We start from the raw sequence: 25,037 nt of genomic DNA on the forward strand, positions 1-25,037 counted from the left end.
ATAACAGCACCTGAAACAACTAAATCGCTGCCAGATGTGTTATTCAAATAAAAGCAGGATTGCGGCGTAATCTTCTTAATTTTGTGCCGCTTTATACAAGAACAACAGCCCGCCAAATGCGCTGTTCTGCGCTGGCAGGCCAAATAAAAAACGTATGGAAACCAATACAACGGAAGCATTAAGACCTTTAGATTCCATTGAGGCTGCTATCGAAGATATTCGCTTGGGCAAGGTGGTGATCGTGGTAGACGATGATGACCGTGAAAATGAAGGTGATTTTATCTGTGCTGCAGAAAAGATAACACCTGAGATCGTGAACTTTATGGCTACCCATGGTCGTGGCCTGATCTGTGCACCGCTTATAGAGGAACGTTGCGAAGAACTAGGGCTGGACCTGATGGTAGGCCGTAACACGGCACTGCATGCCACCCCTTTCACTGTTTCAGTAGACCTGATCGGGTATGGCTGCACCACCGGTATCTCCACCTCCGACAGAGCCAAAACCATTCAGGCGCTCGTTGATCCGGCCACTGATCCGCAGGCGTTAGGACGCCCGGGGCATATTTTCCCGCTCAAGGCCAAGAAAGAAGGCGTACTGCGTCGCGCCGGTCATACTGAAGCCGCCATTGACCTGGCCCGTCTCGCCGGCCTGGCTCCTGCCGGCGTGCTGGTAGAAATCATGAATGAGGATGGCACCATGGCGCGACTGCCCGACTTGTTTAAGGTAGCTGAGCGCTTCGACCTGAAGCTCATTTCTATAAAAGACCTGATCAAATACCGGCTGAAAAAAGAAAGCTTAATAGACCGCGAGATTGTTGTGCAATTGCCAACAGACTTTGGCATGTTTGATCTGTATGCTTTTACGCAGCGCAGCAACGGCGCCCAGCACCTGGCACTGGTAAAAGGCACCTGGGAAGAAGGCGAGCCGATCCTGGTGCGCGTACACTCTTCCTGTGTAACCGGCGACATCTTTGGGTCTTGCCGCTGCGACTGTGGGCCGCAACTGCACGAAGCCATGCGCATGGTAGAGGAAGCTGGCAAAGGCGTGGTGGTCTACATGAACCAGGAAGGCCGCGGCATTGGGCTCATAAATAAGCTGAAGGCTTATAAATTACAGGAGCAGGGCCGCGATACCGTAGAAGCAAACCTGGAACTTGGCTTTGGAATGGATGAGCGGGACTATGGCGTGGGTGCCCAAATCCTGCGCGATCTCGGCGTCACCAAAATGAAGTTGATCTCCAACAACCCCAAGAAGCGTACGGGCCTGATGGGCTATGGCCTGGAAGTGGTGGAGAGTGTGCCGATCGAAATAAAGCCGAACAAGTATAACCAGCGCTATTTGACAACGAAACGCGATAAATTAGGCCATGAAATTCTAAAGAGCGTCACGATAAGCAAGTAACCAGCGCCATTTTTAAATACCACAACGCCCTGCTCCGAAGCACCCGCTTTTGGGGCAGGGTGTTGTTATTTTGCAGGAAGTATTCCCGCTGCTGCCCAGGCAAAAACATTCTGCCGGGTTTAGCTGTAGATAAATGTAAGCACCTGTATGCCAGCACATAGACACACAAGTTGGCAGACAGCTTACTTTCACTTTCAGTTATTTCCAGTAGTATGAAGGCAAGTATAAGCAATACGGTCGCAGCAGGAATAGCCAGTGTGGTGTTCCTGTTGTTTTCTTTAAGCGGGCTGGCCCAAACCAGAACCGCCATGGACATTCAGGCCTGGCCGCGTGGAGAAGTGATCTTGGCATCCGGTGATACCCTGTCGGGAGAGTTGCTCTTTTACCGGACTCAGGATGTTGTAAACGTACAGCATGCCGATGGCACCATCAGCTCCTGCACGCCCGTAAATGTGCAGTACTTTGTGGCGCATGATGTAACGGGTGGCACCTCGCACACGTTCCGCACATTCCGCTGGGACCAGGACCGCGATTATACCGATTTCAAGAAGCCTGCTTTTTTTGAGCAGCTGAACGAAGGCCCCATTACCCTTATGGCGCGCGAGACCTACGTGCCCCGAAGCTCATACGGCAAACACAATGCTGCCTATTACCTGCCTGCAGCCAGTCAGGCAGCCGATCAGGTGGTGGAGCTCTATTATGCTTTGCTGCCTGGCGGCGACATTGTACCCTTGCATAATGTGCGGAAAAGTCTCTTCAAGCTTTTCGGCAAGAAATCAACCAAAGTAAAAGATTTCATGAAGCAGCAAAACCTCAGCTTTGACCAGCCCAACGACATTGTGGCAGTGGTCAATTACTTCAATGCCTTGCAGTAGTAAATTATACATGGTGCAGCTTCATAAAAGCGTATTACCTGTTTAATTTATATTGAATTTGTATGCTTGTATGCTATATCTGGCATACTTCAGGGAGCAGATTGTAAAGATCAAATTCAGACAGAGAATGGCTAAGCCGCCGGCAACTCGCGTACGTATGGCTTAGCATGGCATCTACAGCAAAATTATACATTGGCACCTCCGGCTGGAGCTACCGCTGGCAAGGCATCCTGTACCCGGAAGAAATGAAATCAGCGGACTTCCTGCCTTACTACGCGACCCGCTTTAACACCACCGAACTTAACAGCAGCTTCTATCATTTTACCATGGTTAAAACCATTGAAAAATGGCTAGTCAGCACGCCTGACACTTTCCGGTTTGCCGCAAAGCTGCACCAGGAAATAACTCATAAGCGCCGGCTGGTAGATGCCCAGGAGCCGCTGGAGAAATTTATGAGTCGCTTTTTGGAAATGGGCAGTCGCTTGGGGCCAGTACTAGTACAGCTGCCTGGTAGTTTTCACTTCGATTTTGGTGTGGTGGAACCGTTTTTCCGGATGCTGCGGGAGCTGTACCCGGTACCGATCTTTGCGCTGGAGGCGCGGCACAAGTCGTGGTTTACAGCACAGGCGCAGGACCTGCTCCGCGATTACGACATTACCTGGGTGATTTCCAGTGCCGGCAAGCGCTTCCCTAAGCTGGAGACCACCACAACCGACACCGTATACCTGCGGTTGCACGGCGACGAAAAAATGTATGCCTCCGCCTATCCTGAAGAGCAGCTGGAGCGGTACGCCTTTATGGTGCACGACTGGCTGCTGGACGGAAAAGAAGTGTGGGTATACTTTAACAACACCATTACTGGCAATGCCGTGCTGGACGCACAAAAACTGCGGGAACTGGTAGAAAACATGTAAGCATATCCTTGTGCAGCCTTTTTCTACAATTTCAAAACAACAGCATCAAATTAATACAGCAGGGATTTGCATGGCAGAAGGTCCTGTTATACTTTGCCGGCATACTTTCATGAACCAACGTATAGCCGGTTACTTCATTTAATCGGCTTCAACTACAATTATACATGTTAGACAACAGAGACAGTATCATATTTGACTTAGACGGCACCTTATGGGATGCGACCGGAACAGTGGCAGCCGCCTGGCAGGCAGCCCTCAGCGAGTTGAACTTTGAAGACCGCAGCATCACGCAAGCAGAAGTGCAGTCGTTGGCAGGAATGCCGTACGATGCCATTTTCAAAAAGCTTTTCCCGAACGTGCCGGAGCAGTACAAAGACGAGCTGCAGGCCGCCTGTGCCGCACAGGAGATAAAGTACCTGAACCGGGATGGTGGCAAGTTGTACGAGGGGCTGGAAGAAACCTTGGACTATCTGCACGATAAGTATAAACTGGCGATCGTGAGTAACTGCCAGAGTGATTACATTGAGTCGTTCCTGGAGTATAGCAAGTTGGGCCACTACTTTACCGATCATGCCTGCTACGGCACGGCAAAATTACCCAAGGCTGATAACATCAAAGAAGTCGTGCAGCGAAATGGTTTTGACGCCCCTGTCTACATCGGCGACACCAAAGGAGACTACGAAGCCAGTGTGGGTGCCCATGTGCCGTTTATTTTTGCAGCTTATGGATTTGGAAAAGTAGAGCAGGAGGTCCCGCAGATTGAGAAGTTTAGTGATTTGAAGCAGCGGTTTTAGGAGGGGTAGTTATACTTGCTGGATATACTTAGTAGTTGACTATCTCTTAAGTATACTACCGGCCATACTTAGTAGCTGTGGTTTTTACTTCAGCAGGCAAGCTATACCTGTTAGCGTCTGTTCTTCCTCAGTTTTATACTTGCATTGTTTCATCTTTAGCTTTGGTGCGCTCTGGCCCGCGAGGGCACGCCCTTGCGTTTCGCACTGTGGCGTGAAGCTGCCCTAGCGGGCTGCCGCTCCCGCGGCACCGCAATATACCAAGGCGCTCCACCCAAGGACTGGAATCTCTCTCATAGCTGCTGTTTTTACTTGTGGTCAGGTATAAACTAGTATACTGGTAAGAATACTGGCGCAAATCTCTAGATTCTTGCCTTGAAGGGAAGTATCTGACTTTACTGGCCAGCAGGGACAAAACAGCACCACATACCGAAGCCTCTACTATACAACTTCAGCCAAAGCAATAGCAGCCTCCCCTCCTTAGACAAGCGAGAACGTGAGTTCGAAGCTTGCAAGCGTAGCTCTGAGGGGCAGGGGTGGTTGGATCCTGCCTGCTATGCAACAACTACTCCCCCTCTCCTCACCAATCTTTATTTTATTTTTTACCTGGTAGTGCTAAACACAGGGTTTTGTTAACTTGAGTGTTCTATTGCTCACCTCAAATCACATACCTGCAGAACCTATGAAGAAACAGTTACGCCAGCTAGTCGGATTGCTGCTGTTGTTAAGCGGCCTTGGCACCCAACAGGCACAAAGCCAAAGCTACCTGAAAGCTGATGGCCAAAAGATAGTAAACGGAAAAGGCGAAGAAGTGCTGCTGCGTGGCATGGGTTTGGGCGGCTGGATGCTGCAGGAAGGCTACATGCTACGCACCGGGGAAGTAGCCGGCCCGCAGCACGTGATCAAAGCAAAAGTGCAGGAACTGATCGGTCCTGAAAAAACGGCGGAGTTCTACAAGGCCTGGCTTGCCAACCACACCCGCAAAGTAGATATTGATTCATTGGCAGCCTGGGGCTTTAACTCGGTGCGCCTGCCGATGCATTATAACCTATACACGCTGCCTGTGGAGCAGGAGCCTGTTAAGGGGCAGAATACCTGGCTGGAGAAAGGCTTTGCAATGACAGACAGCCTGCTGGCCTGGTGCAAGGTCAACAACATGTACCTGATCCTGGACCTGCACGCTGCCCCGGGCGGACAAGGCAACGACCTGAACATTTCGGACCGTGATCCGAAGCAGCCCTCGCTATGGGACAGCGAAGCCAACCAGCAGAAAACAATTGCCCTGTGGCGTAAGCTGGCGGAGCGCTACAAAGACGAGCCCTACATCGGCGGCTACGACATCATCAACGAACCGAACTGGGGCTTTACTAACAAGGATGACAAGAATGGCTGCGATGAAAAGCAGAACGCCCCACTCAAAAAGCTGCTGATGGACATTACGAAGGTTATTCGCGAGGTAGATCAAAAGCATATCATTATTATAGAAGGCAACTGCTGGGGCAACAACTATAACGGCGTGCTGCCCACCTGGGACGATAACATGGTACTCAGTTTCCATAAATACTGGAACTACAACGACCAGGCTTCTATCAAAGAGCGGCTGGAGCTGCGCGACAAGTATAACGTGCCGCTTTGGCTTGGCGAAACGGGAGAAAACTCGAACGTGTGGTTTACACAAGCTATTGCGCTGGCTGAAAGAAACGACATCGGCTGGAGCTGGTGGCCGCTTAAAAAGATGGGCTTTAACAATCCGCTGGAGGTAAAAGTAGATCCGGGCTACCAGAAAATACTGGACTACTGGCAAAACAAAGGGCCAAAGCCCGCTCCGGATGCAGCTTACCAGGCGCTGATGCAGCAGGCCGAAAACACGAAACTGGAAAACTGCCTGTACCATCCGGATGTGATCGACGCCATGTTCCGGCAGGTGCGTTCTGCCGCAACAAAACCTTTTATACCACACAGGTTAGCTCCTGCGCTTACAATTAAAGCGGTCGATTACGATCTGGGCCGCAACGGGTATGCATATTACGACAAAGATACCGCCAACTACTACATCTCGACCGGTGGCGCCCGCACCTCAGGCAACAACGGCCACGTGTATCGCAACGACGGCGTGGACATTGCTGTGAACCCGCAGACGCAGAATTATTATGTGAACAGCATCGAAGACGGCGAATGGCTGCAATACACGGTGTATGCCCCGCAAAAAGGCACATACAATATCCTGCTTGAGGTTGCTGCTGACCAGGATACAGGTAAAGCCGTCCTGCTCCTCAATGGCAAACCTGTGGGGCAGCCGGCTGCAGTGCCAAACACCGGCGGCGCAACAATGTGGCAGACACTGCCGGTTGCGAAGGTACCACTAGCGCAAGGCCAAAATGTACTTCGGGTGCAAGCAGCGAAGGGCGGCTTTAACTTCAGCTCCATCCACTTGGAAAAAGGTGGAAAAGGGCAGCGGAATAAGAGAAAAGGAAATAGCGGGAAGCGCCCCTAAGCAACTTTATGCAGCAGGTAAATCAGCACCAGGTAACTTTACTTCATACTGTCATCCGTTTCCTGGCTCAAAGAGACATCGCCTCACTAACATCTTCAGCGTTGCTTTCCAAGTATAAAGCAACGCAAGCCGACTTGCTGATTTTGCTGGGCAGTAGCAGCCTGCAGGTAGCCGAAACAGCTGCGAAAGCCTATAAAAGCGGACTGGCCCGGGAGCTGATGATCTGTGGTGGAATAGGACATTCCACGCATTTTCTGGAGGAAAATATTCGGAACCATCCAGTTTACAGGCATATACCAGTAGGGGAAAGACCGGAGGCGGATATGCTTGCAGACCTCCTCGTGAACTATTTAGGAGTGCCGGCCAGTACGCTTATCATTGAAAATAAATCGACCAATTGCGGCGATAATGCGAAGCAGGCCAGGCAGGTTCTAAGCGGCTTGCAGAAGGCGCCCAAAACCATACTGCTGTTGCAGGACCCTGTGCTGCAACGCCGTTCGAAAGCTTCCTTCGAGCTTGTATGGCAGCAGGAAGTGGGTGTTCAGTTTATCAGCTATGCCACTTTTGTTCCTGAACTGGCATTGGCCCACCATAAAATTGTTTATGCAGATGAAGCCCACAACGAGTTCTGCAGTATTGATCGTTTGTTGTCTTTGCTGATGGGTGAGATCCCGAGGCTTCGCAATGATGCAGACGGCTATGGCCCGAATGGCAAAGGGTTTATCACGGCCGTAGACATCCCGGAAGATGTGGAGACAGCCTATCAGGAGCTGGTGCAGGTTTTTACCGAGTATGTACGTCAGTAGCGATAACAGCCATGCCGTTGCCTGGCCTGCGTTAATTCCCTGAAAACTGAGTCCTGCTTGAATCTGTCGTTATACTTTATACTTGCTATCGCAGCGCTGGTAAGTGTTTTTATGGAGGAGTTTTACGGGCGTGGAGCTTTCCTCAGCAGGTATGTATACAACCTAAAGCTGGCTTGTGTTTTTTCCTTATATTGTGGTTTCTACATACCCTAATGCGTTTTAGAATGAAGAAGATCTTTACACTGGTTATACTCTTGGCCCTACTCGTATTGCCGGGCATGGCGCAACGGCGCTCCATCCCCATGGACTCCACCGTCACCACCAAGCACGAAGTTACCATTCTGGGTAAGCGGGTGCCTTATACCGCCACCACAGGCACACAACCCGTTTGGGATGAAGACGGGAAACCCATTGCCGGGCTCTATTATACGTACTATGAGCGCTCAGATGTAAAAGACCACGCTGCCCGCCCGCTGATCATCTCCTTTAATGGTGGCCCCGGCTCTGCTTCGGTGTGGATGCACATTGCTTATACTGGTCCGCGCCTGTTAAATATCGACGACGAGGGCTATCCGACACAACCCTACGGAATCCAGGAAAACCCGTATTCGCTCCTCGACATGGCCGATATCGTGTATGTGAACCCGGTAAATACCGGCTATTCGCGCATGGCTGACGGCGTGGACAAGGATAAGATGAAAGCCAAGTTCTTCGGCGTAAATGCCGATATCCAGTACCTGGCCGAGTGGTTGAACACCTTTGTAACCCGCAAAGAACGCTGGACCTCGCCTAAATACCTTATTGGCGAAAGCTATGGTACCACCCGCGTGTCGGGGCTGGCGCTGGCGCTGCAGGACATGGAGTGGATGTACCTCAACGGCGTGATCCTGGTATCGCCCACGGATCTGGGCATCGACCGAAGTGGCCCTGTAGATGCGGCCCTACGCCTACCCTACTTTGCCGCAACGGCCTGGTATCACAAGCAGCTGCCCCCAGAGCTGCAGCAGAAAGATTTAACCGAGGTGCTGCCCGAAGTAGAGGATTTCACAATAAATCAGTTGATTCCGGCCATCAGCCGCGGCGGTTTTCTGGAGGAAAATCAGAAACAGGCGATCGCCGCTAAAATGGCACGTTATTCCGGGCTGTCGGAGCAGAGCATTTTGCAGCACAACCTGGTGGTGCCTACTAATTTCTACTGGAAAGAGCTACTCCGGAACCAGAGCTTCACAGTTGGCCGGCTCGACTCCCGCTACAAAGGCATTGACCGTGAAACAGCCGGGGAGCGGCCGGACTTTAATGCGGAGCTTACCGCCTGGCTGCATGCCTTTACGCCGGCCATTAACATGTACCTGCGCGAAGAACTGAACTATAAAACCGATGTGAAGTATAACATGTTCGGCCCGGTATATCCCTGGGACGACAGCAACAACCAGGCGGGCGAAAACCTGCGGCAGGCAATGGCAGAGAACCCTTACCTGCACGTCATGATTCAATCCGGCTACTACGATGGCGCCTGCGATTACTTTAATGCCAAGTATAGCATGTGGCAACTAGACCCGAGCGGCAAGCTGAAAGACCGCCTGAGCTGGAAAGGCTACCGTAGCGGCCACATGATGTACCTGCGCCGCGAAGACTTAAAAACCGGCACCAACGACATCCGCGTCTTCATCCGGGCCTCACTGCCAAAGAAAGGTCAGCCGGCAAAATACTAAGCAGAAACACGCTTATAGTTACTCAAAACACTGGAAGCGCCTGTATTACGGGCGCTTCCAGTGTTTTAGGAGCGGCCCGCCAACTCCCGCAACCGGGTCTGTTTCGGGCACAGGCACCTGTGCAATGTTCTTTTCTTTCTCCTCCGGATTGTCTTGTTCTGTGCAGATATCATAGCTTTCCTGTCCGGGCGGGTAAGCGCCTACTATCTTAAAATCGGGAGAAGCCGTTTTGAGGCAGTGGCCGGTTCCTGCCGGCAACACAAGCATATCGCCCGCTTTAACTGCAACTTCTTCTGCTCCGGGGCCGCCTAGTATAAGTATGGCCGCACCTGCCACTACGCCCAGCACCTCATGCGATCTGCTGTGGTAATGGTGGTAGTCAAACACGCCATTCACCCAACTGCCACGCCAGTTGTTTGCGGCAAAGGCCTCTTTAAACTGGCGCACCAAGTCCGCTTCGTTTTCAAATACCTGCTGGTACACCAGCAACGGCAGCGTTGGGTTGTTAGGAATTTTGCCGTGCGGCTTTAGAAAGTGCGGCGTTACTGCTTTTGTATTCATCGCCAGAAAAGGTATATATGGACGTATATACCAAAGAAGTAAGCCCAGGGTTGAGCGGTAAAACAAGATACACTTCCTCCTTGTTGTTAATCCAGCATAAGCCTATTCTTTTATTTCTAGATCAAGCAGATAGGTCTAGGATGTAGAATTCTCCTAAACATTAGCACCCCTTCAGTAGTAAATTAAATATAGTTTGGCAGGTTACATGTATGCCCTGCAGATTGGGCATAGCAGGTTAAACGGACGCAAACGTGTTTAAACAGAAAATTTAAAATCTATATGGCGAATAAAAATCAAATCGGCATTGACGCCGACAAAGCACAACAACTAGCAGATAAACTGAATACATTGCTGGCAAACTACCAGATATTTTACATCAACGCACGCGGTTTTCACTGGAACATTTCGGGTAACAAGTTCTTTGAGCTGCATGCAAAATTTGAGGAATTGTACAACGACGCGGTACTTAAAATCGATGAGATTGCCGAGCGTATCCTGACCTTAGGGCATACTCCTTTCCATTCGTTCACGGATTACCTGAAGCAGTCTTCAATCAGCGAGGTGGCCAACGTATCGGAAGGCAATGCGGCCGTACAGCAGGTGCTGAATGGCTTCAGGGTGCTGCTGGAAAACGAGCGGGAGATACTGACGATGTCGGCTGATGCCAATGATGAAGGAACCAACTCGCTGATGAGCGACTATATCAGCCAGCAGGAAAAGCTGGTGTGGATGTACTCTGCCTACCTGAAAGGCAACGTTTAACCCACCATCCATTCTATTTAAAAGCAAAAGCCACCTGAGAGGGTGGCTTTTATACTTCTACAGCGGCAGCTTTATGTCCTGCATCAGCCGGCCTACCGGGTACAGGTTGTGGGTATACTCGTAATATGGTGAGTGGTGGTAAACGAACTCGAGCTGCGCACGGGGGCTCTTGGCAAACTCAACATCGGCTTTTTTCTTCTCCTCCAACTGCTGGCGCACCTCCGGGTGCTGCTTCAGGTAATCGGCGGCCAGATCTTCAAAAACATAGTTGGAGAAATACTCTTTCTGCATCAGAATGGAATCGAAGAAATTCCAGTTAAAATAAGAATCTATGGCTTGTGGCTCCAGCACCTCTACCACAAAGCGGTTGGCTGGCTGGTTCAGGTACACCACATAATCCCCTTTAAAGAAATGCCGTGGTAGCTGCTCGGTACGCAGTTGCACATCAGAATGGATGTAGTGGCCTTCGTATGGTCGCGGACTCGTTTTATAATCTGTAATATAGTAGGAGTCGAGGGTGATGGTGGTGTCGCGGGTAAGCTGTTGTAGCTGCACCTTATCTAGTTTCAAGCGCTCTATTACCTCGTGCCAGGCCTGCGGAATAATGTAAGCTACTGGCTTTTGTATGGTAACAGTTGGCGTAAACTCATTGTAGTAGTTAATCATTTTACTGTAGGGCGCTTTGCGATCGTAGTACAGGCGGTCAGCGCCACTGATATCGCTGTGCTTATACTTGGCCGCATACCCCAGAAAAGGAACCTGCGTTACCTGCGTTGTGTCCAGCTTCCAGTCCAGCGGAAATTTCTGTTGTGCCAGGGTCTGCTGAATGGCTTTACCCCGCGCTTTGCCAATCTCGTCTGCATCGCGGTGAATGGTTCCGATCATGTTCTCCATCAGCTTATAAGTAGCATCTACGCGTTGGTTAAAAGGCTTGAGCATGTGCGTTTCCGGCACAAAGCCAATGGTGTTGTAGAGCGTCGTATAGCCGGTGTCGTAGCGCGGCGACTCCATAAACCCGATTATGCCTTTGTCGGGCGTTTCGCCCACGGTGTTCATGTAAGGCACCATGGGATACTTGTCGTGCTGCATGCCCTGGTAAAGCGCCGGGATCATCTGCTGCTGCATGTATTGCGCCAGCACCGGGTTCATTTTGTTGTGCTGCGTCGGGATGAGCGTCATCACGTGCTGGTAGTCGGCCCCATCAGAGGTATGGTTATCCATAAACACATCCGGATCCCAGTCGCGGAAGATCTGGTGAAAGGTGCGGGCGTTCCACGAGTCTTCTTTAATATAGTCGCGGTTCAGGTCGAGGTTGCGGGCGTTGCCACGGAAGCCGTAGCTCTCCGGTCCGTTCTGGTTAGCGCGGGTGTGGCTGTTGCGGTTCAGGGCACCCCCAATGTTATATACCGGAATGATGATCAGCACCACGTTGTCAAGCTGCTGGCGCAGTTTCTTGTTCTGCAGGTAGTCGCGGGCCAGCATCATGGTCGCATCTACGCCTTCCGGCTCCCCAGGATGTATGGCATTCTGGATGAGCAGAATACGCTTGTTCTTCTGATGAATAGAAGCAGGATCAAAGTCTTTGTCCGTCGAAACGATCACCAGGTGCAGCGGCTTGCCGACATCGGTCATACCATACGGTACCATTTTCACTTCATCATAGGCGGCGTCAAATTGCTGGTACCAGTCGATGGCTTGTTCGTAGGTAGCCGTCTGGTTCCCGTTGCCTTTCTCATAGGGCGTTTTCAGGTCAGGCTTAACAGGCCCTGTGGCAGATAGGAGTGCTGTAAAGAGTAACGTGGTTAACATGGTATAGTCTGTGATGTATGGAAATGAGGCTGTAAGAACGTAAAAAGGGGAGTAAGGTAAAAGACAGATCGGATATACTTTCAGTTATGCTGATCGACTCAGGTTATACCTACCTGTTGCGGCTGCTCTTAGATTTTATATTTAGCTGTGTTTTGTAGCGGCTCTTGAATCTGAGATTTATACTTGCTGGCAGCTGTGTTCATCCTCTGGTTTATACTTCCGGTTATACTTAGTAGCTGTAGTTTATACTTTAGCTGGCAAGATATACTTTGTAGCTGTGGTTTGATACTTTACGAGGCAGGCTATACTTACTTGCTGCCGTTCATCCTCAGTTTTATACTTGTTCTGTTGCATGTTTGGCTTTGGTGCGCTCTAAGCCCGCGAGGGCACGTCCTGGGGGTGCAGGGGCCCCGACAAGGGCATCGCGCGGTGGCGTGAAGCTGCTTCCTCGCTTCGCTGCGGGCTGCCCCCTTACGGGCACCGCAACCCGCCAAGGCGCTCCACCCAAGGACTGGAATCTATCCAATAGCTACAGCCTATAGTTGTGCTCAAGTATAAATAAGTATACTGATAAGAACGCTGGCGCGAATCTCCAGAGTCGTGATTTGTGGTAAAGGTGAAGTCTTTGACTTCACTGAACCGAAGGGACAAAACAGATCCACGAAGCGAAGCATATACTATGGCTCTTCTACTTCGCCACCTTCTATAGCCGAATTTCCTCCTTGAGGAGGGTAGGGAGGTGTTAAGGCATTATCCTTACACAAGTTGGAATCTGGCACCAAGCTTAGCGCAACAGTATCCATGAAGCAGGCCTAATCGCCGGTTTACTTGTTTACTACAATGCCGAGCATGTCGCCGAGTTGGCTGTGTAGGGTTTTAAGCAGCATGATATTGGTAAGTTGCCGGTCCTGCTCCTGTGGGTCTGTGACCAGGCGCAGTTTCTCAATTTCGCCTTTAAGTAAGAGCTCCACATTGCGCCATTTCAGCCGCAGTACGGCCCGTTCCGCGCCATAGGGCAACAGGTCGGTTTCGCGGGGCACAAAGATGTGGTGTGTTTCCCAGTTATGGCTCAGTTCGTGGGGATCTGAGAGCAGGTGTATGACCTCGGTACGTATCTCCTGGTCGGGGTAGTTGATGAAGTCTTCGGCAGTGGGTAGCACACCGGTGCAGAGCTTTTCCTTTACCAGCTCCAGCAGGCGCGCATAGAGCGGCGTCCTGAACTCCACATCTTCCAGCTGCTCCGACATGTACTGGCAGGTGGTCACTCCTTCTTCCAGCATCCGGTCCGGGTAATTGAGCAGCATGCGCACGATCTCGCGTTCATACCGCTTCAGAATGTCTGTATCGGAGGCGGGCTTCTCCGGCTCTACTTCTACCGCAGGCGCTGTAGCATAAGTGGGCTCAGCTGAAGCGCCTGTTTTGTGTTGCTGGCGGTCCTGCAGCTGCACTTTGTTGTACTCCGATATGAGTACCTGCTCATCAATATCAAAAATGAGGCTGCAACTGCGAAAGAAAACCGTCCGTTTGATGGCATCCGGTATCTTGCCAATACTGGCGACCACCTCTTTAATTGCCTCTGCTTTTTTTACAGGATTGCCAGCCGCTTCTGTCGCATACAAGCTGGTTTTGAAAGAGATAAAGTCCTGTGATTTCTCTTTCAGATACGTTTTAAACGCAGCGTCACCAACTTTCTGGATGTAGGAATCCGGGTCCTCTCCTTCAGGAAAGGTGACTACATCCACGTTCAGCCCGTTTTCCAGGATTAGGTCAATGCCCCGCAGAGACGCTTTGATGCCGGCTGCATCGCCATCATACAACACCGTAATGTTATCCGTATAGCGGGAAATAAGTTTGATCTGGCCTTCGGTGAGCGACGTACCAGACGAAGCGACCACGTTCTCGATACCGCCCTGGTGCAGCGACAGCACATCCAGATATCCCTCCACCATGTAGCACATGTCCTGCATGCGGATCGCCTGCTTGGCCTGGAAAAGGCCATACAGCACATTACTTTTGTGGTAGATGTCGGACTCAGGTGAGTTAAGGTACTTGGGGCTTTTTTTGTCGTTCGGCTTTAAGGTGCGGGCACCGAAGCCTACCACGCGGCCCGAGATGTTGTGAATCGGGAACATCACACGGCCCCGGAAACGGTCGTAGCGCTTGCCCTCTTCCCTAACAATGGAGAGGCCCGTTGCCTCCAGGTACTGCTGCTGATAGCCGGCTTTTAGTGCAGCATCCGTCAGATCAGACCACTCATCCAGGCTGTAGCCCAGTTCATACTTGCGGATAGTCTGGCTGCTCAGGCCCCGCTGCTTCAGGTAAGACTGGCCTATACTTCCCTGTTCATGCGTATGCAGGTTCTGCTGGTAGTGCTTACTGGCGTAATCAGACACGATGAAGAGACTGTCGCGCTCACTCTGCTCCCGTGCCAGTTCCGGGGTCTGCTCTTCCTCAGGCACCTCGATACCCAGCTTTTTGGCCAGGTAGCGGATAGCTTCCGGGAAGCTGGTGCCTTCCACATCCATTATAAACTGCACCGAGTTGCCCGCCTTGCCGCAGCCAAAGCATTTATAGATGCCTTTTGCAGGCGAAACAGAAAATGAAGGTGATTTCTCGTGATGGAATGGGCAGCAGGCCCACATGTTCTGCCCCTTCTTCTTCAGCGACACAAAATCGCCCACAACCTCTACGATATCGGCTTGGGCAATTACCTGGTCAACGGTTTCTTTGGGTATCAGCGACATGGCAAAAAGTACTGGCGGATGGAAGGCAAAGATACATTTAATTGCTGATCGGCGTTTGGCTACCTGGCAAGATTATTTAAAGTATGAACTGATATCCTCCCGTTCTTTTATCCTGTAAGCTGCGCTAGAGCTAGTGCTTAATCTAACCAAACACACCGTCTACATGCTTCCAGGCAGCTCTCATTTAGCCAGCAGCGATTTATAAAGGCCATAGTTCTCCGCATCAAAGCAAATAAATACTACCCGCTGCAGGCTGGTTTGATGCTCCTGCAGATACTTCTGCACAGCCTGTACCGCCACTTCTGCAGCTTTATCCTTGGGGTAACCATACACACCGGTGCTGATGTTGGGTTCAGCAATACCAGATGCCCTGACAGCAAAACAGGCATCAAAGCGAAGCTGCCTCGATGCCTGTTTATACTTAGAGATTAACTTATCAGCCTTTGCCTACTACCTCGTACCATACTTCCCCGTTGGGCAGGACTATCTCCTCGTAATACGTATGGTCAAACTCAAAGTAGCGCCTGTTATTAATGTAAACAACACTACTACCAATGGGCAAAGAAGGAACACGTGCCCCCACAGGCGGCGCTATCACCTCATACTCATTCCCGTACCGGTTATAATAAACGCCATCATAGTAGTAGTAAACGTTTCTGCCGACAAATACCCGGTAGTATGCAGACGGCAGTATACGCACTCTGATACCCAACGGCGGCGAAACTACCACATACCGGTTGCCATACGGCCTGTAGAAAACACCATTGTAGTACTGGTAATACTCGTTGCGGTACACTACCGGCACGTAGCCCATGGGAACGCGACGTGTTTCATAGCCCCTGCGATAGGGTGCTCTATACCTGTCATCACGATCGTAGTGGTGGCTGGCGTAATCTGAACGGCGGTAATTATCTGATGCCATTTCCGTGTTTCGATACGTTCGATTTGCCCGCTGTTCAGCATAGCGGCTACGCGCATAGCTGCGGTCGTCCCGGTTGGCCTGCTGGCGGTAGCTGCTGTTTTGCGGACTGCCGGCGCTATTCCGTTGGTTGTAGCTACGGCTGTCTCTTGCCGGGGCATTTTCATGGGTATACTCCTGCCGCTGCTGCCGGGCTGCTGGCGCCGTTGTCTGCTGCCTTTCCTGCCGTTGTTCCATATTGCTGCGTTCTACTGCGGCTGGGGCTTGATCGGCGCTGCTGTTTCGGGAAGGGCGCCTTGAAACGCCTTCGGAAACGCTGGGCTGCTGGTGTACCCGCTCTGGTCTACGCTGTGCTTGCGCGCTAAGCGGCAAGGCCGTACTACCCATCAGCACCAGGCCTGCAAGGGCAGTAAAATGTTTTTTTGCGATTTTCATGGCACTGCTTTTTTGATTACCTATATATACTATAGATGCTATAATCTTGCCAATTTTTACAATTCAGAACACAAAATGTAGCATAGACTAAAAAAACAATCTCTAAATGTGTTTTCACATCGCTGACACCTGCGTTAACTACGCTTTTTTATGTTTTTGAAGCAGTTTATATGTGGTATATACCAAATCCTAAGCACTTGTAAACTTATCAGCAGCCCGGCTTGTTGCTCTCTTAAGGCTTTGCATGCGAATAGATTATTTTGTTCGTATCTTTGCAGGGCATTACTGCTAAATTTCAACTATGTCGATTACAAAAGAAGCTGTATTGAAAGCCCTCAGCTATGTGGAGGAACCGGACCTGGGCAAAGACTTGGTGACGCTCAACATGGTAGAGGACGTGCAGGTAAATGGAAAAGCAGTTAGTTTTACTGTTATCCTGACCACACCGGCTTGTCCGTTAAAAGACCTTATCCGAAATGCCTGCGTTAACGCCATTCATATGATGGTGGATAAAGAAGCAGACGTGACTGTGAACATGACTTCGCGTGTGACCTCCGGCCGCGGCGACACTTCTGAGGTACTCCGTGGGGTGCGTAACATTATTGCGGTAGCTTCCGGCAAAGGTGGCGTCGGTAAATCTACGGTTACAACTAACTTGGCCATTGCGCTGGCCCAGTCTGGTGCCCGCGTCGGCTTGATTGATGCGGATATCTCCGGGCCATCTATTCCTACGATGTTTGGTACCGAGCAGGAGCGCCCGCATATGGTGCAGGGCGACCATGGCAAGAACTTTATCATGCCGGTAGAAAAGTATGGCGTTAAGATGATGTCCATTGGTTTTCTGACACCGGCTGATGGCGCTGTCGTATGGCGTGGCCCGATGGCCAGCTCTGCCCTGCGTCAGTTTATTTCAGATGTGGATTGGGGTGGACTGGATTACCTGTTGCTCGACCTGCCGCCGGGCACGTCCGACATTCACCTGACGATGGTGCAGGCTTTGCCTGTAACGGGTGCTGTGATTGTAACAACGCCACAGAAAGTGGCCCTGGCTGATGCCGTGAGAGGCCTGCAGATGTTTCGACAGCCGCAGGTAAATGTGCCGGTACTGGGCATTGTAGAAAACATGGCATACTTTACACCTGCAGAACTTCCGGAGAACAAATACTATATCTTTGGCGAAGGAGGAGGCAAATCACTTGCCGATAAGTATAACGTACCGTTGCTGGGCCAGGTGCCATTGGTGCAAAGCATCCGCGAGAGTGGCGACGCAGGTACTCCTATTGTATTGCAGAACGATTCTCCGGCTTCCGGTGTTTTCAGAGAGTTGGCACAGGCTGTGGCACAGCAGGTATCACTCCGTAATGCCACGCTGGCGCAAACTAAACCTGTAGAAATTAAAAGCTAAACCAATGACTGCCGCAAACATAGATCAAGACTTCCTGCTCCGCATTGAGAGTGCGCTGGACCAGATACGGCCTTACCTGGAGGCTGATGGCGGCAACGTAAAGGTGTTGGAAGTGACCGACGATATGGTGCTGAAGCTAGAGTTACTAGGTGCGTGTGGCTCCTGCCCCATGTCCACGATGACCTTAAAGGCAGGCGTTGAGCAGTCGGTATTGAAAGCAGTACCGGAAATAAGAGCGGTAGAAGCTGTTAACGTAGCTCCTATAGGATAACATACTTTAAGAAGAATGTAAATAGAGCGTGTATGAGTCATCATACACGCTTTTCTTTTGCTATGCTCACGCTGCAGAGGCAACTGCTCCTTAGGGCGCAAGCTTGATATAGCCGTCCTTGCACTTTCCTTTGGTGCGTTTAAATGCTATATTTGTTTAGAACCTCTACTTCTATAGCAATGGTAAAAGCGAACGACCCTTCCCTGCACTCCTGGATAGAAATAGCAGCAACCAGCCACTTCCCGATCCAGAACCTGCCCTTCGGCATATTTCAGACCGAAGACCGTGATCCCCGGGTGGGTGTCGCAATAGGAGAATGCATCCTGGACCTGTGCGTAGTGGCCCAGCATAATATGTTTGAGCTCATCGACCTGGACCCGAACGTATTTCACCGCTCCTCCCTGAATGATTTTATTTCTTTGGGCCGTCCTGTGTGGCGTGCTGTACGGAACCGGGTATCGGAACTGCTACGCACCAGCAACGAGGAAATATGCGGCAACAGCGATTTGATCCGGGAGTGCCTGATAAAGCAGTCTGATGCCCAACTCCTGCTACCTATACCTATAGCCGATGGCATTCTGGAGAGCAGTACAGGGTTTCACTCTGGTTCGAAAACGCTTTGGCAAAACGAACATATAAGTCAGCACCTGCGCAATTCTGAAAGCGCTACTCTCCCTTCACCACCAACATTCACAGGAGACGGCATCAAGCTGCAACATCCAGAAATGGAAATCAGCTCCCCTCATATCCAAGTGCCCCCTTCTGCCCCATGCCAGCAACTTGACTTTGAAGTAAGCATCGGCCTAATCATCAACAAAGCAGAAAGTGCGCCGGAAGCTATTACAGCAGAGGCAGATGCATCTGTCTTCGGCTTTGTAGTTGTTAATAAATGGCTGGTAAAGGATGCGTCTGCCGGCGCGGGCTCTACAACAGCTATGGCAGTATCACCCTGGGTAGTTACCCTGGACGCGCTGGAACCCTTTAAAGTAAAAGCTCCGGAACAAACCCAAAAGCCTCTATTGGAGGATGTAGGAAGCTATTACTATGACTTGAAGCTGGAGGTGCAGCTACAGTCGGAAAATGAATTAGAAAACAGCCTGTGTTCCATCCCATACAAGTATACTTCTTCTAATCTATATAAGAGCCTGACTTCGCAAAGCAGCATCGGCAGCCACTTACCTGGCAGCAGGCTCATACCAAGCAGTGAAAATGCCTATACTGCCCTGCCAGCCCTACCACCTCCTAGCGCCTCGCCCACTATGGCCACGGAGCGGAACCAGATGCTGCACACCAAGGAAGCCGATACGGTAGTAGTTCGCTGCTACGGGGAGCGTAACGGCATCAGCATTGGTTTTGGGGAGGTACGCACGCGAGTTCTGCAAAAAATAGTTTAAGGTGTTACTATACAGTATCTACAGACAGGTGTATGGAGGGATTGCCCGTTAGATCAGCTATAAATATAAGCGCCTGTAGAAACAATATTGCTTCTACAGGCGCTTATGTCTTAAACCTGTTACCTGCTGTTTAGGCAAGTATTTTGTTTTCGATCTATAAACTATCAAGCGTGAGTACTACGCGGATAGTTTGCAGAATAATTTTAAAGTCCAGCGCCAGCGAGGCGTTCTTTACATAAAAAAGATCATATTCCAGCTTCAGCAGGTTCTGCTCTGGGGTAGCTGTAGGGTAGTTTACCTGTGCCCAGCCTGTTACGCCCGGCCGTATAGAATGTCGCAGGTTATAGTATGGCGCATCATCAATCAAGGTAGCCACAATATCTTCTTTCTCTGGTCGTGGGCCAATGAGGCTCATATCGCCGCTCAAAATGTTAAGAAGCTGCGGCAACTCGTCTATTTTGGTTTTTCGTAATATGTGGCCTATGGGTGTAATACGGGCGTCGTTTTTAACCGTGTGCCCGTCGTTTGTTTTTTCTGGCCTGTCATACATTGTACGCAGCTTGTATATTTTAAATGTGCGGCCTTTCATACCTACTCTTTTCTGCACAAAGAAAGCAGGGCCTCTGGATGTAGACTTGATAAGAATAACACCTAACAACACCATTAGTAAGGCAAACGGAGCCAGCATCATACTCACGAGCAGGTCAATCATCCGCTTCTGGAACATAAACATCGAGCGGGAATTGACAAAGAACATATCGCTGTTGATAAGCCATGATTTAAAATGGGCCAGCGGGATGCGTTTTGTAAAGTTCTCGTGAAAAGAAGCCAGGTTATACACAGAAATCTGGTTAACCCTTAAGTTATTAATATGCTTGAGCTGCACTTTATCCAAGGACTTTGTAGAACTGGGATCAAGCAGAACGATATCGTATTTATTGGCTACAAGTGTATCGGCTAAATCTTTCTGGCTTGCGCTGTCCCAAAAATCCACAGAGTAAAAGTCGGACAGGCCTGGTTCCTTCACAAGCTCTGAAGCCATGTCACCAGGATGCACGATAAGACACTTTTTAAGCTTTATATTATATTCTTTGAACACCTTAAGAGCTAAGCGGTTAGTAAGGGCTTTAGTAGTAGGTAAAGATATTTGCATACCCATAATATTATATTTTATTTATTCTAAATTACACATATTCTACAAAATCGTTTTGAGTAACAGTATATACGCCTGAAGCTTATATAGGTATCACTAATCGATATTATAAATTCTTTAACAATTTGCTGGTAATGGCAAACTCATAAATTTGTTTAGTAAAACGTATTTTTAAGAAAGCTGGAGAACCAAATCAGCATTTTATTTTACCCAAAAAGAGAGCAAGCAGTACATTGAAGCCTCTCCAATAACTATACTTATTAAAGGCATAAACTGTTATTTTTTACTTTGGGCAGCAGCTCTTTCAAGCAAAGCAGCTACTACAAAAAAGTGGCCTAGGGTTAGTTATACTTCGCCCTGCTTTAAACCTGCTCAGCCTGGCCTCTTTTTCTGCACTTAAAGTTTACTGTCACAGGGTTTATTATGTACCGCTCGTTCCCTGGAGCAACAAAATAAGATAAAGGTAGTCTGCTTTTACAAGTGCCAGTATGGGGGTCTTAGTCTTAAGGCCCGAACAGCTACGCCAGTGGAATACCTCTGCCAGGTGTTCCTTTAAATATTACTTTGATGCATGCACCTCCTGCAAGATCTTCAGCATTTTATCTGCAAGATAATCTTTATCAAAAAAGCGCTTAGCTACCTTATGCGCGTTCGTACCCATATGCTGCATCTCATCCCGGTGGTCTTTCATCCAAATCAATGCTTTTGCTAATTCATCCGGATCATTTGGGTTAAGCGTAAGCCCTACCTGGTGCTCATTTAAAAAGTCTTTCATCCAGCCCTGCGTATTCTGAATAACAGGCACACCAGCAGCAAGAGATTCGAAGAACTTGTTTGGCGATGATGTATCCAGCACCGGAGTACCTTTTAATGGTACTAATGACACCAATGCTTTTTGAATATACCCCACCAACTTATCTTTAGGCATCAAGTCGAGCCTGATAAAGTTAGTTACACCTTCGCGTTTTGCCTTTTCCTCCAGTTCTTCCCGCTGCTGTCCCTCTCCTATTAATAGTATGGCGATGTCGGCCCTACCCATTTTCTGAAGAGACTTTGCCGCCTCGAACAGCCAGTAAGAATTATTTACCATGCCTATATTACCGGTATATATCGCATAATTATAAGGCTCTACCACACTATTTGGGAAAGGCGCTGGTGTAGAGAAAAGTGGTATATTCGCCGCATTCGTTACATCATCTACTTTACTGATGTGAAAGCGTCGTTTAATGTCCTTTGTCATACCTGGCGACAAGGTCACGATGTATGATGACGCTTTGTAACACTGTTTTTCGAACCAATAGCTTAATTTCTTTACTAATTTATTGTTGATAATTCCGAGTTCAATCGCTCCTTCCGGCCACAGGTCCCGTGTTTCAAACACCAGTTTACGCCCTCGTAGGTAGCGGGCCACAAGTCCTGGTATCCCCACCGTTATGGGCCCTGAAGATGCAATGACAACATCCGCTTTTAACGTTAGCGCATAATACGACGACATTAAGCTGTACTGTATAAACGTCCAGATCCGCTTGTAAAACGACTGCTTGTTATCAATGAGAATGTTAAGCACCTTTACGTGAATGCCCTCGAAGTACTGGTCCTCTATAAACTTTTTTGCGGTCAGATCTGATTTACTGTATATACTGGTCACCACAGTTACCTCATGCCCCTGCTTTACCCATTCCCGGGCAAACTCATACACACGGGTGCCCCAGGAGCCCTTCGGGGTAGCAAAATATTGATAGAAGTAAACGATTTTCATTTGAAAGACTTAATGAACCTATTTATATAGATGTTTTAATATAAGACTAAGATTGTTACGCAATTACGTTCATTAGGTTAGCATGTATAAGCCATTTGTTCTTCCATAAATTTACTTAATACCTGTATTGCTACTGGCATGTTAATAAACTCTGCTAATAAGCTGAAACTTTACTTTATAGCTCTAGTTTTACTTTTTAGAAGGCAGGCTAATAAATTAACATCCGGTTATGAATGTGGCTTGCTGCTATACTTATAGTATAAGCTATCCTAACATGAACTTTGTCTTAGCCTGCTAAATTTAGCTCTAACAAACTGTTGACAATACGTTTGGCAGCGTTCCCATCCCAAAGGGCTGGAATATTACCTTTTTTCCAAGCTCCTGATAATAATACTTGTAATGCATTTTTGAGAGCTTCAGGTGATGTACCCAAGAGCTCGTTTGTACCAATTGTGCAGGTTTCCGGTCTTTCAGTAGAAGTACGTAAAGTCATACAAGGAACGCCCATTACCGTTGTTTCTTCCGTTATGCCACCTGAATCAGTAATCACTCCCATAGAATGCTGCACCAAGTAGTTGAATTGTAGATACCCCATAGGATCAACCATTTTTACGTGGTTAAGCTCTATTCCAAATCGCTCCAGGTTAGCCCGTGTGCGTGGATGCACAGGAAAAATAATGGGTAATTCCTGCGTACTGTTTTCTAAAACATCAAGTAAACTCCTCAATTGCGCTGGATCATCAACATTAGATGGCCGGTGCAACGTCATTACCAGGTACTTTTTCTTTTGGAGGTTTAGCTCACGCCAGAATGCAGGTGGTACAAAGTTTGGCATTTGCTTTAGAAGCGTATCAATCATGGTATTTCCCACAAAAAAAATGCGATCTTCGCCTATACCAGAACTCCGTAAATTTTGGTTCGCGTTTTCTGATGTTGTAAAGAAAAAGTTAGTGATACTATCAGTCACTAATCTGTTTATTTCCTCTGGCATTGTCCAGTCTCCAGAACGAATACCAGCCTCAACATGAGCAACAGGAATATGCAGCTTCTGTGCAGTGATAGCGCAAGCCATCGTAGAGGTAACGTCTCCCACCACTAGAACCAAATTAGGTCGATGTTCCTGCAATTCTTTTTCAAATCGCACCATAATAGCAGCTGTTTGTTCAGCTTGTGAGCCTCCACCAGCTTCTAAGTTCACATCTGGTTCAGGTATTCCCAGCTGCTCAAAGAAGTCTCCTGACATCTTTTTATCATAATGCTGCCCCGTATGTATAAGTCTGTAACAAATGTTACTTCCTGCGTTTTTCGCTTTTTTGATTGCTTCAATGATAGGAGCTACTTTCATAAAGTTAGGTCGAGCTCCGGCCACTATATCAATTATTATTTGTTTCTGGACTCCAGAGGGATTTTCACGCATTATCATATTTCTCTTTTCTATTCGCGGTTTTTATATGTTTTATACTTTAAGAGCCAGGTAAATATCAGAACAAAGGGATAAACAATAGGCTCTTATCACATAAGAAATTACAATGCACGTTTCAACGTAAGCACACTAATTTAGTTATTCTTGAATATAGCAATACATACTAAAAAATTTAAGGTACTAGTGAGATGATCTGACTCCAAGAGCATTATACCACCTCATCTGAACAGGATTACATCTAAATAACTTTGGATGTATAGGCCTGCTTTGCTTTAGAACAGCTAGTTAGATGTTAATACAAACATATTGGTGTTCTTGATCATATCATCTTATGATCCGCTTTTCTATAATATAAATGCTTGTGTTACTTCAGAATTGTTTTCAGATAAAGCAGGTAAGTTCGCTTATTGTTTCAGCTCCTTTACCACTGCAGCAGCATATTGCACCATCAAAGCATCATAAGAATCAAAGTCGCTTACCGAGCCTTTTGCCCAGCCCCCTACTCCATTAACTTTACTTAAATTATGTTTCTTGTTTATAGCTTCCCACCAGTAGACGCCGCTTGCCTTATACCCCTTATATGAGTATGAGGAAATGAACTTAATATATTGTGCAAAAACATCAATCTGCATTAATTCATAGCCATACGTTTTATTGTAGTCATGGATTCGATGCCAAAAGAAAGGGTAAACTGGTTTTTGAAGCCGTTTTCCATAGTCCAGTGCAACGTCTAAATTATCACGAATGTACTGCAAGTTCCGCTCACGCCCTACTTCTTCATCTGCAAAAGCCAGGTATAATGACGGTGCCAGAAAATCTACTAAGGAGAGAAAGCTATCGTATTTTTTATCTGGGTTATACTTTTCAACAGTCCAGCTAGGCCATGCTCTAAAAGGAATGCCGTAAATGCCTATTTCCACCCGTGGCCGCATTTTTCTGATAAGCCCAATGAGTTTTTGCCACTCTGCTTCAGCAATTTTGTACTTGCTGTCAGTTACAGGATAGTCCCGCAAGGCTTTAAATACCCCTCTTTTTTCCCAGTCGATCAACAATTTACCACCGCTGTCTTTATTGGGAAACATTCTGGTAACAGCTTTTTGTACCTTAGCAACATCTACTTTGTAAGGGTTGTTATCCTGGCTAATGGCATTTTCAGCTAAAAAGTTGGTTACTTCAATGTCTTTTTTGTCAAAATAGGCCAGCGATTTAGGTCCAAAGCGATACCTTATGACATATATTTTAAATGGAGAGTCAGTCCCCTGACCAATAGCCTGTGCGGATAAAAGCAACCCGATAAACAGGAGATACAAATTTCTTTTCATTTTAAAATAAAAACATACCTAAAGCGAACACTAGGTGGTTAAAAGTTGATAAGGCTGCACAGAACTATACTTCAGAACACTTTCAA

Annotated in this window: 20 protein-coding genes; 11 read left to right on the forward strand and 9 right to left on the reverse strand. The window is 48.4% G+C overall.

The window, feature by feature from the left end:
* Nucleotides 1-154 precede the first annotated feature (154 nt).
* The 7 genes from ABDW72_RS08850 (at nucleotide 155) to ABDW72_RS08880 (ending at nucleotide 8,994) form a co-directional block, all read left to right on the forward strand.
* Nucleotides 155-1,402 (forward strand): bifunctional 3,4-dihydroxy-2-butanone-4-phosphate synthase/GTP cyclohydrolase II, encoded by a 1,248-nt coding sequence (locus ABDW72_RS08850; protein WP_347158182.1) that lies wholly within the window; start codon nucleotides 155-157, stop codon nucleotides 1,400-1,402.
* A gap of 212 nt (nucleotides 1,403-1,614) precedes the next feature.
* Nucleotides 1,615-2,277, forward strand: coding sequence for a hypothetical protein (locus tag ABDW72_RS08855; RefSeq protein ID WP_347158183.1), 663 nt, complete (start codon nucleotides 1,615-1,617; stop codon nucleotides 2,275-2,277).
* Nucleotides 2,278-2,444: 167 nt separating this feature from the next.
* A complete protein-coding gene (locus tag ABDW72_RS08860; RefSeq protein WP_347158184.1) occupies nucleotides 2,445-3,191 on the forward strand; it encodes a DUF72 domain-containing protein in 747 nt (248 codons plus the stop codon).
* Between the two features lie 164 nt (nucleotides 3,192-3,355).
* Entirely contained in the window at nucleotides 3,356-3,985 is a 630-nt protein-coding gene (locus ABDW72_RS08865) for an HAD family hydrolase (RefSeq protein ID WP_347158185.1), read from the forward strand.
* A 679-nt stretch (nucleotides 3,986-4,664) separates the two neighbouring features.
* Nucleotides 4,665-6,476 carry a cellulase family glycosylhydrolase gene (locus ABDW72_RS08870; RefSeq protein WP_347158186.1) on the forward strand — a complete coding sequence of 604 codons (1,812 nt, stop codon included), beginning with the start codon at nucleotides 4,665-4,667 and terminating at the stop codon, nucleotides 6,474-6,476.
* A gap of 8 nt (nucleotides 6,477-6,484) precedes the next feature.
* Nucleotides 6,485-7,282 (forward strand): YdcF family protein, encoded by a 798-nt coding sequence (locus tag ABDW72_RS08875; protein ID WP_347158187.1) that lies wholly within the window; start codon nucleotides 6,485-6,487, stop codon nucleotides 7,280-7,282.
* 224 nt (nucleotides 7,283-7,506) lie between these two features.
* Nucleotides 7,507-8,994 (forward strand): S10 family peptidase, encoded by a 1,488-nt coding sequence (locus ABDW72_RS08880; protein ID WP_347158188.1) that lies wholly within the window; start codon nucleotides 7,507-7,509, stop codon nucleotides 8,992-8,994.
* A 45-nt stretch (nucleotides 8,995-9,039) separates the two neighbouring features.
* On the opposite strand, the gene ABDW72_RS08885 is transcribed toward ABDW72_RS08880, so the two are convergent.
* Entirely contained in the window at nucleotides 9,040-9,555 is a 516-nt protein-coding gene (locus tag ABDW72_RS08885) for a cupin domain-containing protein (protein WP_347158189.1), read from the reverse strand.
* A gap of 279 nt (nucleotides 9,556-9,834) precedes the next feature.
* Here ABDW72_RS08885 and ABDW72_RS08890 point away from each other — a divergent pair, with 279 nt between their 5' ends.
* Nucleotides 9,835-10,317: a Dps family protein gene (locus ABDW72_RS08890; protein ID WP_347158190.1), complete on the forward strand. Its 483-nt coding sequence runs from the start codon at nucleotides 9,835-9,837 to the stop codon at nucleotides 10,315-10,317.
* A gap of 57 nt (nucleotides 10,318-10,374) precedes the next feature.
* On the opposite strand, the gene ABDW72_RS08895 is transcribed toward ABDW72_RS08890, so the two are convergent.
* The 4 genes from ABDW72_RS08895 to ABDW72_RS08910 all read right to left on the reverse strand — a co-directional run bounded on the left by ABDW72_RS08895 (nucleotide 10,375) and on the right by ABDW72_RS08910 (nucleotide 16,224).
* Nucleotides 10,375-12,126 (reverse strand): M14 family metallopeptidase, encoded by a 1,752-nt coding sequence (locus tag ABDW72_RS08895; protein WP_347158191.1) that lies wholly within the window; start codon nucleotides 12,124-12,126, stop codon nucleotides 10,375-10,377.
* Nucleotides 12,127-12,950: 824 nt separating this feature from the next.
* Nucleotides 12,951-14,870 carry a DNA primase gene (gene dnaG, locus ABDW72_RS08900; RefSeq protein ID WP_347158192.1) on the reverse strand — a complete coding sequence of 640 codons (1,920 nt, stop codon included), beginning with the start codon at nucleotides 14,868-14,870 and terminating at the stop codon, nucleotides 12,951-12,953.
* A 180-nt stretch (nucleotides 14,871-15,050) separates the two neighbouring features.
* Nucleotides 15,051-15,203, reverse strand: a complete 153-nt coding sequence (locus ABDW72_RS08905; RefSeq protein ID WP_347158193.1) for a macro domain-containing protein — start codon at nucleotides 15,201-15,203, stop codon at nucleotides 15,051-15,053.
* Nucleotides 15,204-15,306: 103 nt separating this feature from the next.
* Nucleotides 15,307-16,224, reverse strand: a complete 918-nt coding sequence (locus ABDW72_RS08910; protein WP_347158194.1) for a DUF6515 family protein — start codon at nucleotides 16,222-16,224, stop codon at nucleotides 15,307-15,309.
* A 301-nt stretch (nucleotides 16,225-16,525) separates the two neighbouring features.
* On the opposite strand from ABDW72_RS08910, the gene ABDW72_RS08915 reads away from it, so the two are divergent.
* The 3 genes from ABDW72_RS08915 to ABDW72_RS08925 all read left to right on the forward strand — a co-directional run bounded on the left by ABDW72_RS08915 (nucleotide 16,526) and on the right by ABDW72_RS08925 (nucleotide 19,294).
* Nucleotides 16,526-17,629, forward strand: a complete 1,104-nt coding sequence (locus ABDW72_RS08915) for an Mrp/NBP35 family ATP-binding protein (RefSeq protein WP_347158195.1) — start codon at nucleotides 16,526-16,528, stop codon at nucleotides 17,627-17,629.
* A 4-nt stretch (nucleotides 17,630-17,633) separates the two neighbouring features.
* Nucleotides 17,634-17,900 (forward strand): NifU family protein, encoded by a 267-nt coding sequence (locus ABDW72_RS08920; protein ID WP_347158196.1) that lies wholly within the window; start codon nucleotides 17,634-17,636, stop codon nucleotides 17,898-17,900.
* A gap of 179 nt (nucleotides 17,901-18,079) precedes the next feature.
* Nucleotides 18,080-19,294, forward strand: a complete 1,215-nt coding sequence (locus ABDW72_RS08925; protein WP_347158197.1) for a fumarylacetoacetate hydrolase family protein — start codon at nucleotides 18,080-18,082, stop codon at nucleotides 19,292-19,294.
* Between the two features lie 154 nt (nucleotides 19,295-19,448).
* On the opposite strand, the gene ABDW72_RS08930 is transcribed toward ABDW72_RS08925, so the two are convergent.
* The 4 genes from ABDW72_RS08930 to ABDW72_RS08945 all read right to left on the reverse strand — a co-directional run bounded on the left by ABDW72_RS08930 (nucleotide 19,449) and on the right by ABDW72_RS08945 (nucleotide 24,951).
* The gene (locus ABDW72_RS08930; RefSeq protein ID WP_347158198.1) at nucleotides 19,449-20,336 is read right to left on the reverse strand and encodes a sugar transferase; all 888 of its coding nucleotides are present in this window, start codon (nucleotides 20,334-20,336) and stop codon (nucleotides 19,449-19,451) included.
* A 670-nt stretch (nucleotides 20,337-21,006) separates the two neighbouring features.
* The gene (locus ABDW72_RS08935) at nucleotides 21,007-22,206 is read right to left on the reverse strand and encodes a glycosyltransferase family 4 protein (protein WP_347158199.1); all 1,200 of its coding nucleotides are present in this window, start codon (nucleotides 22,204-22,206) and stop codon (nucleotides 21,007-21,009) included.
* A 286-nt stretch (nucleotides 22,207-22,492) separates the two neighbouring features.
* Entirely contained in the window at nucleotides 22,493-23,623 is a 1,131-nt protein-coding gene (wecB, locus tag ABDW72_RS08940; RefSeq protein WP_347158200.1) for a non-hydrolyzing UDP-N-acetylglucosamine 2-epimerase, read from the reverse strand.
* A gap of 410 nt (nucleotides 23,624-24,033) precedes the next feature.
* Complete coding sequence (locus ABDW72_RS08945) at nucleotides 24,034-24,951, reverse strand: hypothetical protein (RefSeq protein ID WP_347158201.1); 918 nt, start codon at nucleotides 24,949-24,951, stop codon at nucleotides 24,034-24,036.
* Between the last annotated feature and the right edge of the window lie 86 nt (nucleotides 24,952-25,037).

Source organism: Pontibacter chitinilyticus, from assembly GCF_039748935.1.
GTDB classification, from domain to species: domain Bacteria; phylum Bacteroidota; class Bacteroidia; order Cytophagales; family Hymenobacteraceae; genus Pontibacter; species Pontibacter chitinilyticus.

Excerpts from the sequence above, each read along its gene's own strand:
- ABDW72_RS08935 (WP_347158199.1), bottom strand. The coding sequence starts at position 22,206 with ATGAAAATCGTTTACTTCTATCAATATTTTGCTACCCCGAAGGGCTCC.
- ABDW72_RS08910 (WP_347158194.1), bottom strand. The coding sequence starts at position 16,224 with ATGAAAATCGCAAAAAAACATTTTACTGCCCTTGCAGGCCTGGTGCTG.
- dnaG (WP_347158192.1), bottom strand. The coding sequence starts at position 14,870 with ATGTCGCTGATACCCAAAGAAACCGTTGACCAGGTAATTGCCCAAGCC.
- ABDW72_RS08895 (WP_347158191.1), bottom strand. The coding sequence starts at position 12,126 with ATGTTAACCACGTTACTCTTTACAGCACTCCTATCTGCCACAGGGCCT.
- ABDW72_RS08925 (WP_347158197.1), top strand. The coding sequence starts at position 18,080 with ATGGTAAAAGCGAACGACCCTTCCCTGCACTCCTGGATAGAAATAGCA.
- ABDW72_RS08915 (WP_347158195.1), top strand. The coding sequence starts at position 16,526 with ATGTCGATTACAAAAGAAGCTGTATTGAAAGCCCTCAGCTATGTGGAG.
- ABDW72_RS08930 (WP_347158198.1), bottom strand. The coding sequence starts at position 20,336 with ATGGCTTCAGAGCTTGTGAAGGAACCAGGCCTGTCCGACTTTTACTCT.
- ABDW72_RS08850 (WP_347158182.1), top strand. The coding sequence starts at position 155 with ATGGAAACCAATACAACGGAAGCATTAAGACCTTTAGATTCCATTGAG.
- ABDW72_RS08945 (WP_347158201.1), bottom strand. The coding sequence starts at position 24,951 with ATGAAAAGAAATTTGTATCTCCTGTTTATCGGGTTGCTTTTATCCGCA.
- ABDW72_RS08860 (WP_347158184.1), top strand. The coding sequence starts at position 2,445 with ATGGCATCTACAGCAAAATTATACATTGGCACCTCCGGCTGGAGCTAC.
- ABDW72_RS08890 (WP_347158190.1), top strand. The coding sequence starts at position 9,835 with ATGGCGAATAAAAATCAAATCGGCATTGACGCCGACAAAGCACAACAA.
- ABDW72_RS08865 (WP_347158185.1), top strand. The coding sequence starts at position 3,356 with ATGTTAGACAACAGAGACAGTATCATATTTGACTTAGACGGCACCTTA.
- ABDW72_RS08875 (WP_347158187.1), top strand. The coding sequence starts at position 6,485 with ATGCAGCAGGTAAATCAGCACCAGGTAACTTTACTTCATACTGTCATC.
- ABDW72_RS08870 (WP_347158186.1), top strand. The coding sequence starts at position 4,665 with ATGAAGAAACAGTTACGCCAGCTAGTCGGATTGCTGCTGTTGTTAAGC.
- ABDW72_RS08885 (WP_347158189.1), bottom strand. The coding sequence starts at position 9,555 with ATGAATACAAAAGCAGTAACGCCGCACTTTCTAAAGCCGCACGGCAAA.
- wecB (WP_347158200.1), bottom strand. The coding sequence starts at position 23,623 with ATGCGTGAAAATCCCTCTGGAGTCCAGAAACAAATAATAATTGATATA.
- ABDW72_RS08920 (WP_347158196.1), top strand. The coding sequence starts at position 17,634 with ATGACTGCCGCAAACATAGATCAAGACTTCCTGCTCCGCATTGAGAGT.
- ABDW72_RS08855 (WP_347158183.1), top strand. The coding sequence starts at position 1,615 with ATGAAGGCAAGTATAAGCAATACGGTCGCAGCAGGAATAGCCAGTGTG.
- ABDW72_RS08880 (WP_347158188.1), top strand. The coding sequence starts at position 7,507 with ATGAAGAAGATCTTTACACTGGTTATACTCTTGGCCCTACTCGTATTG.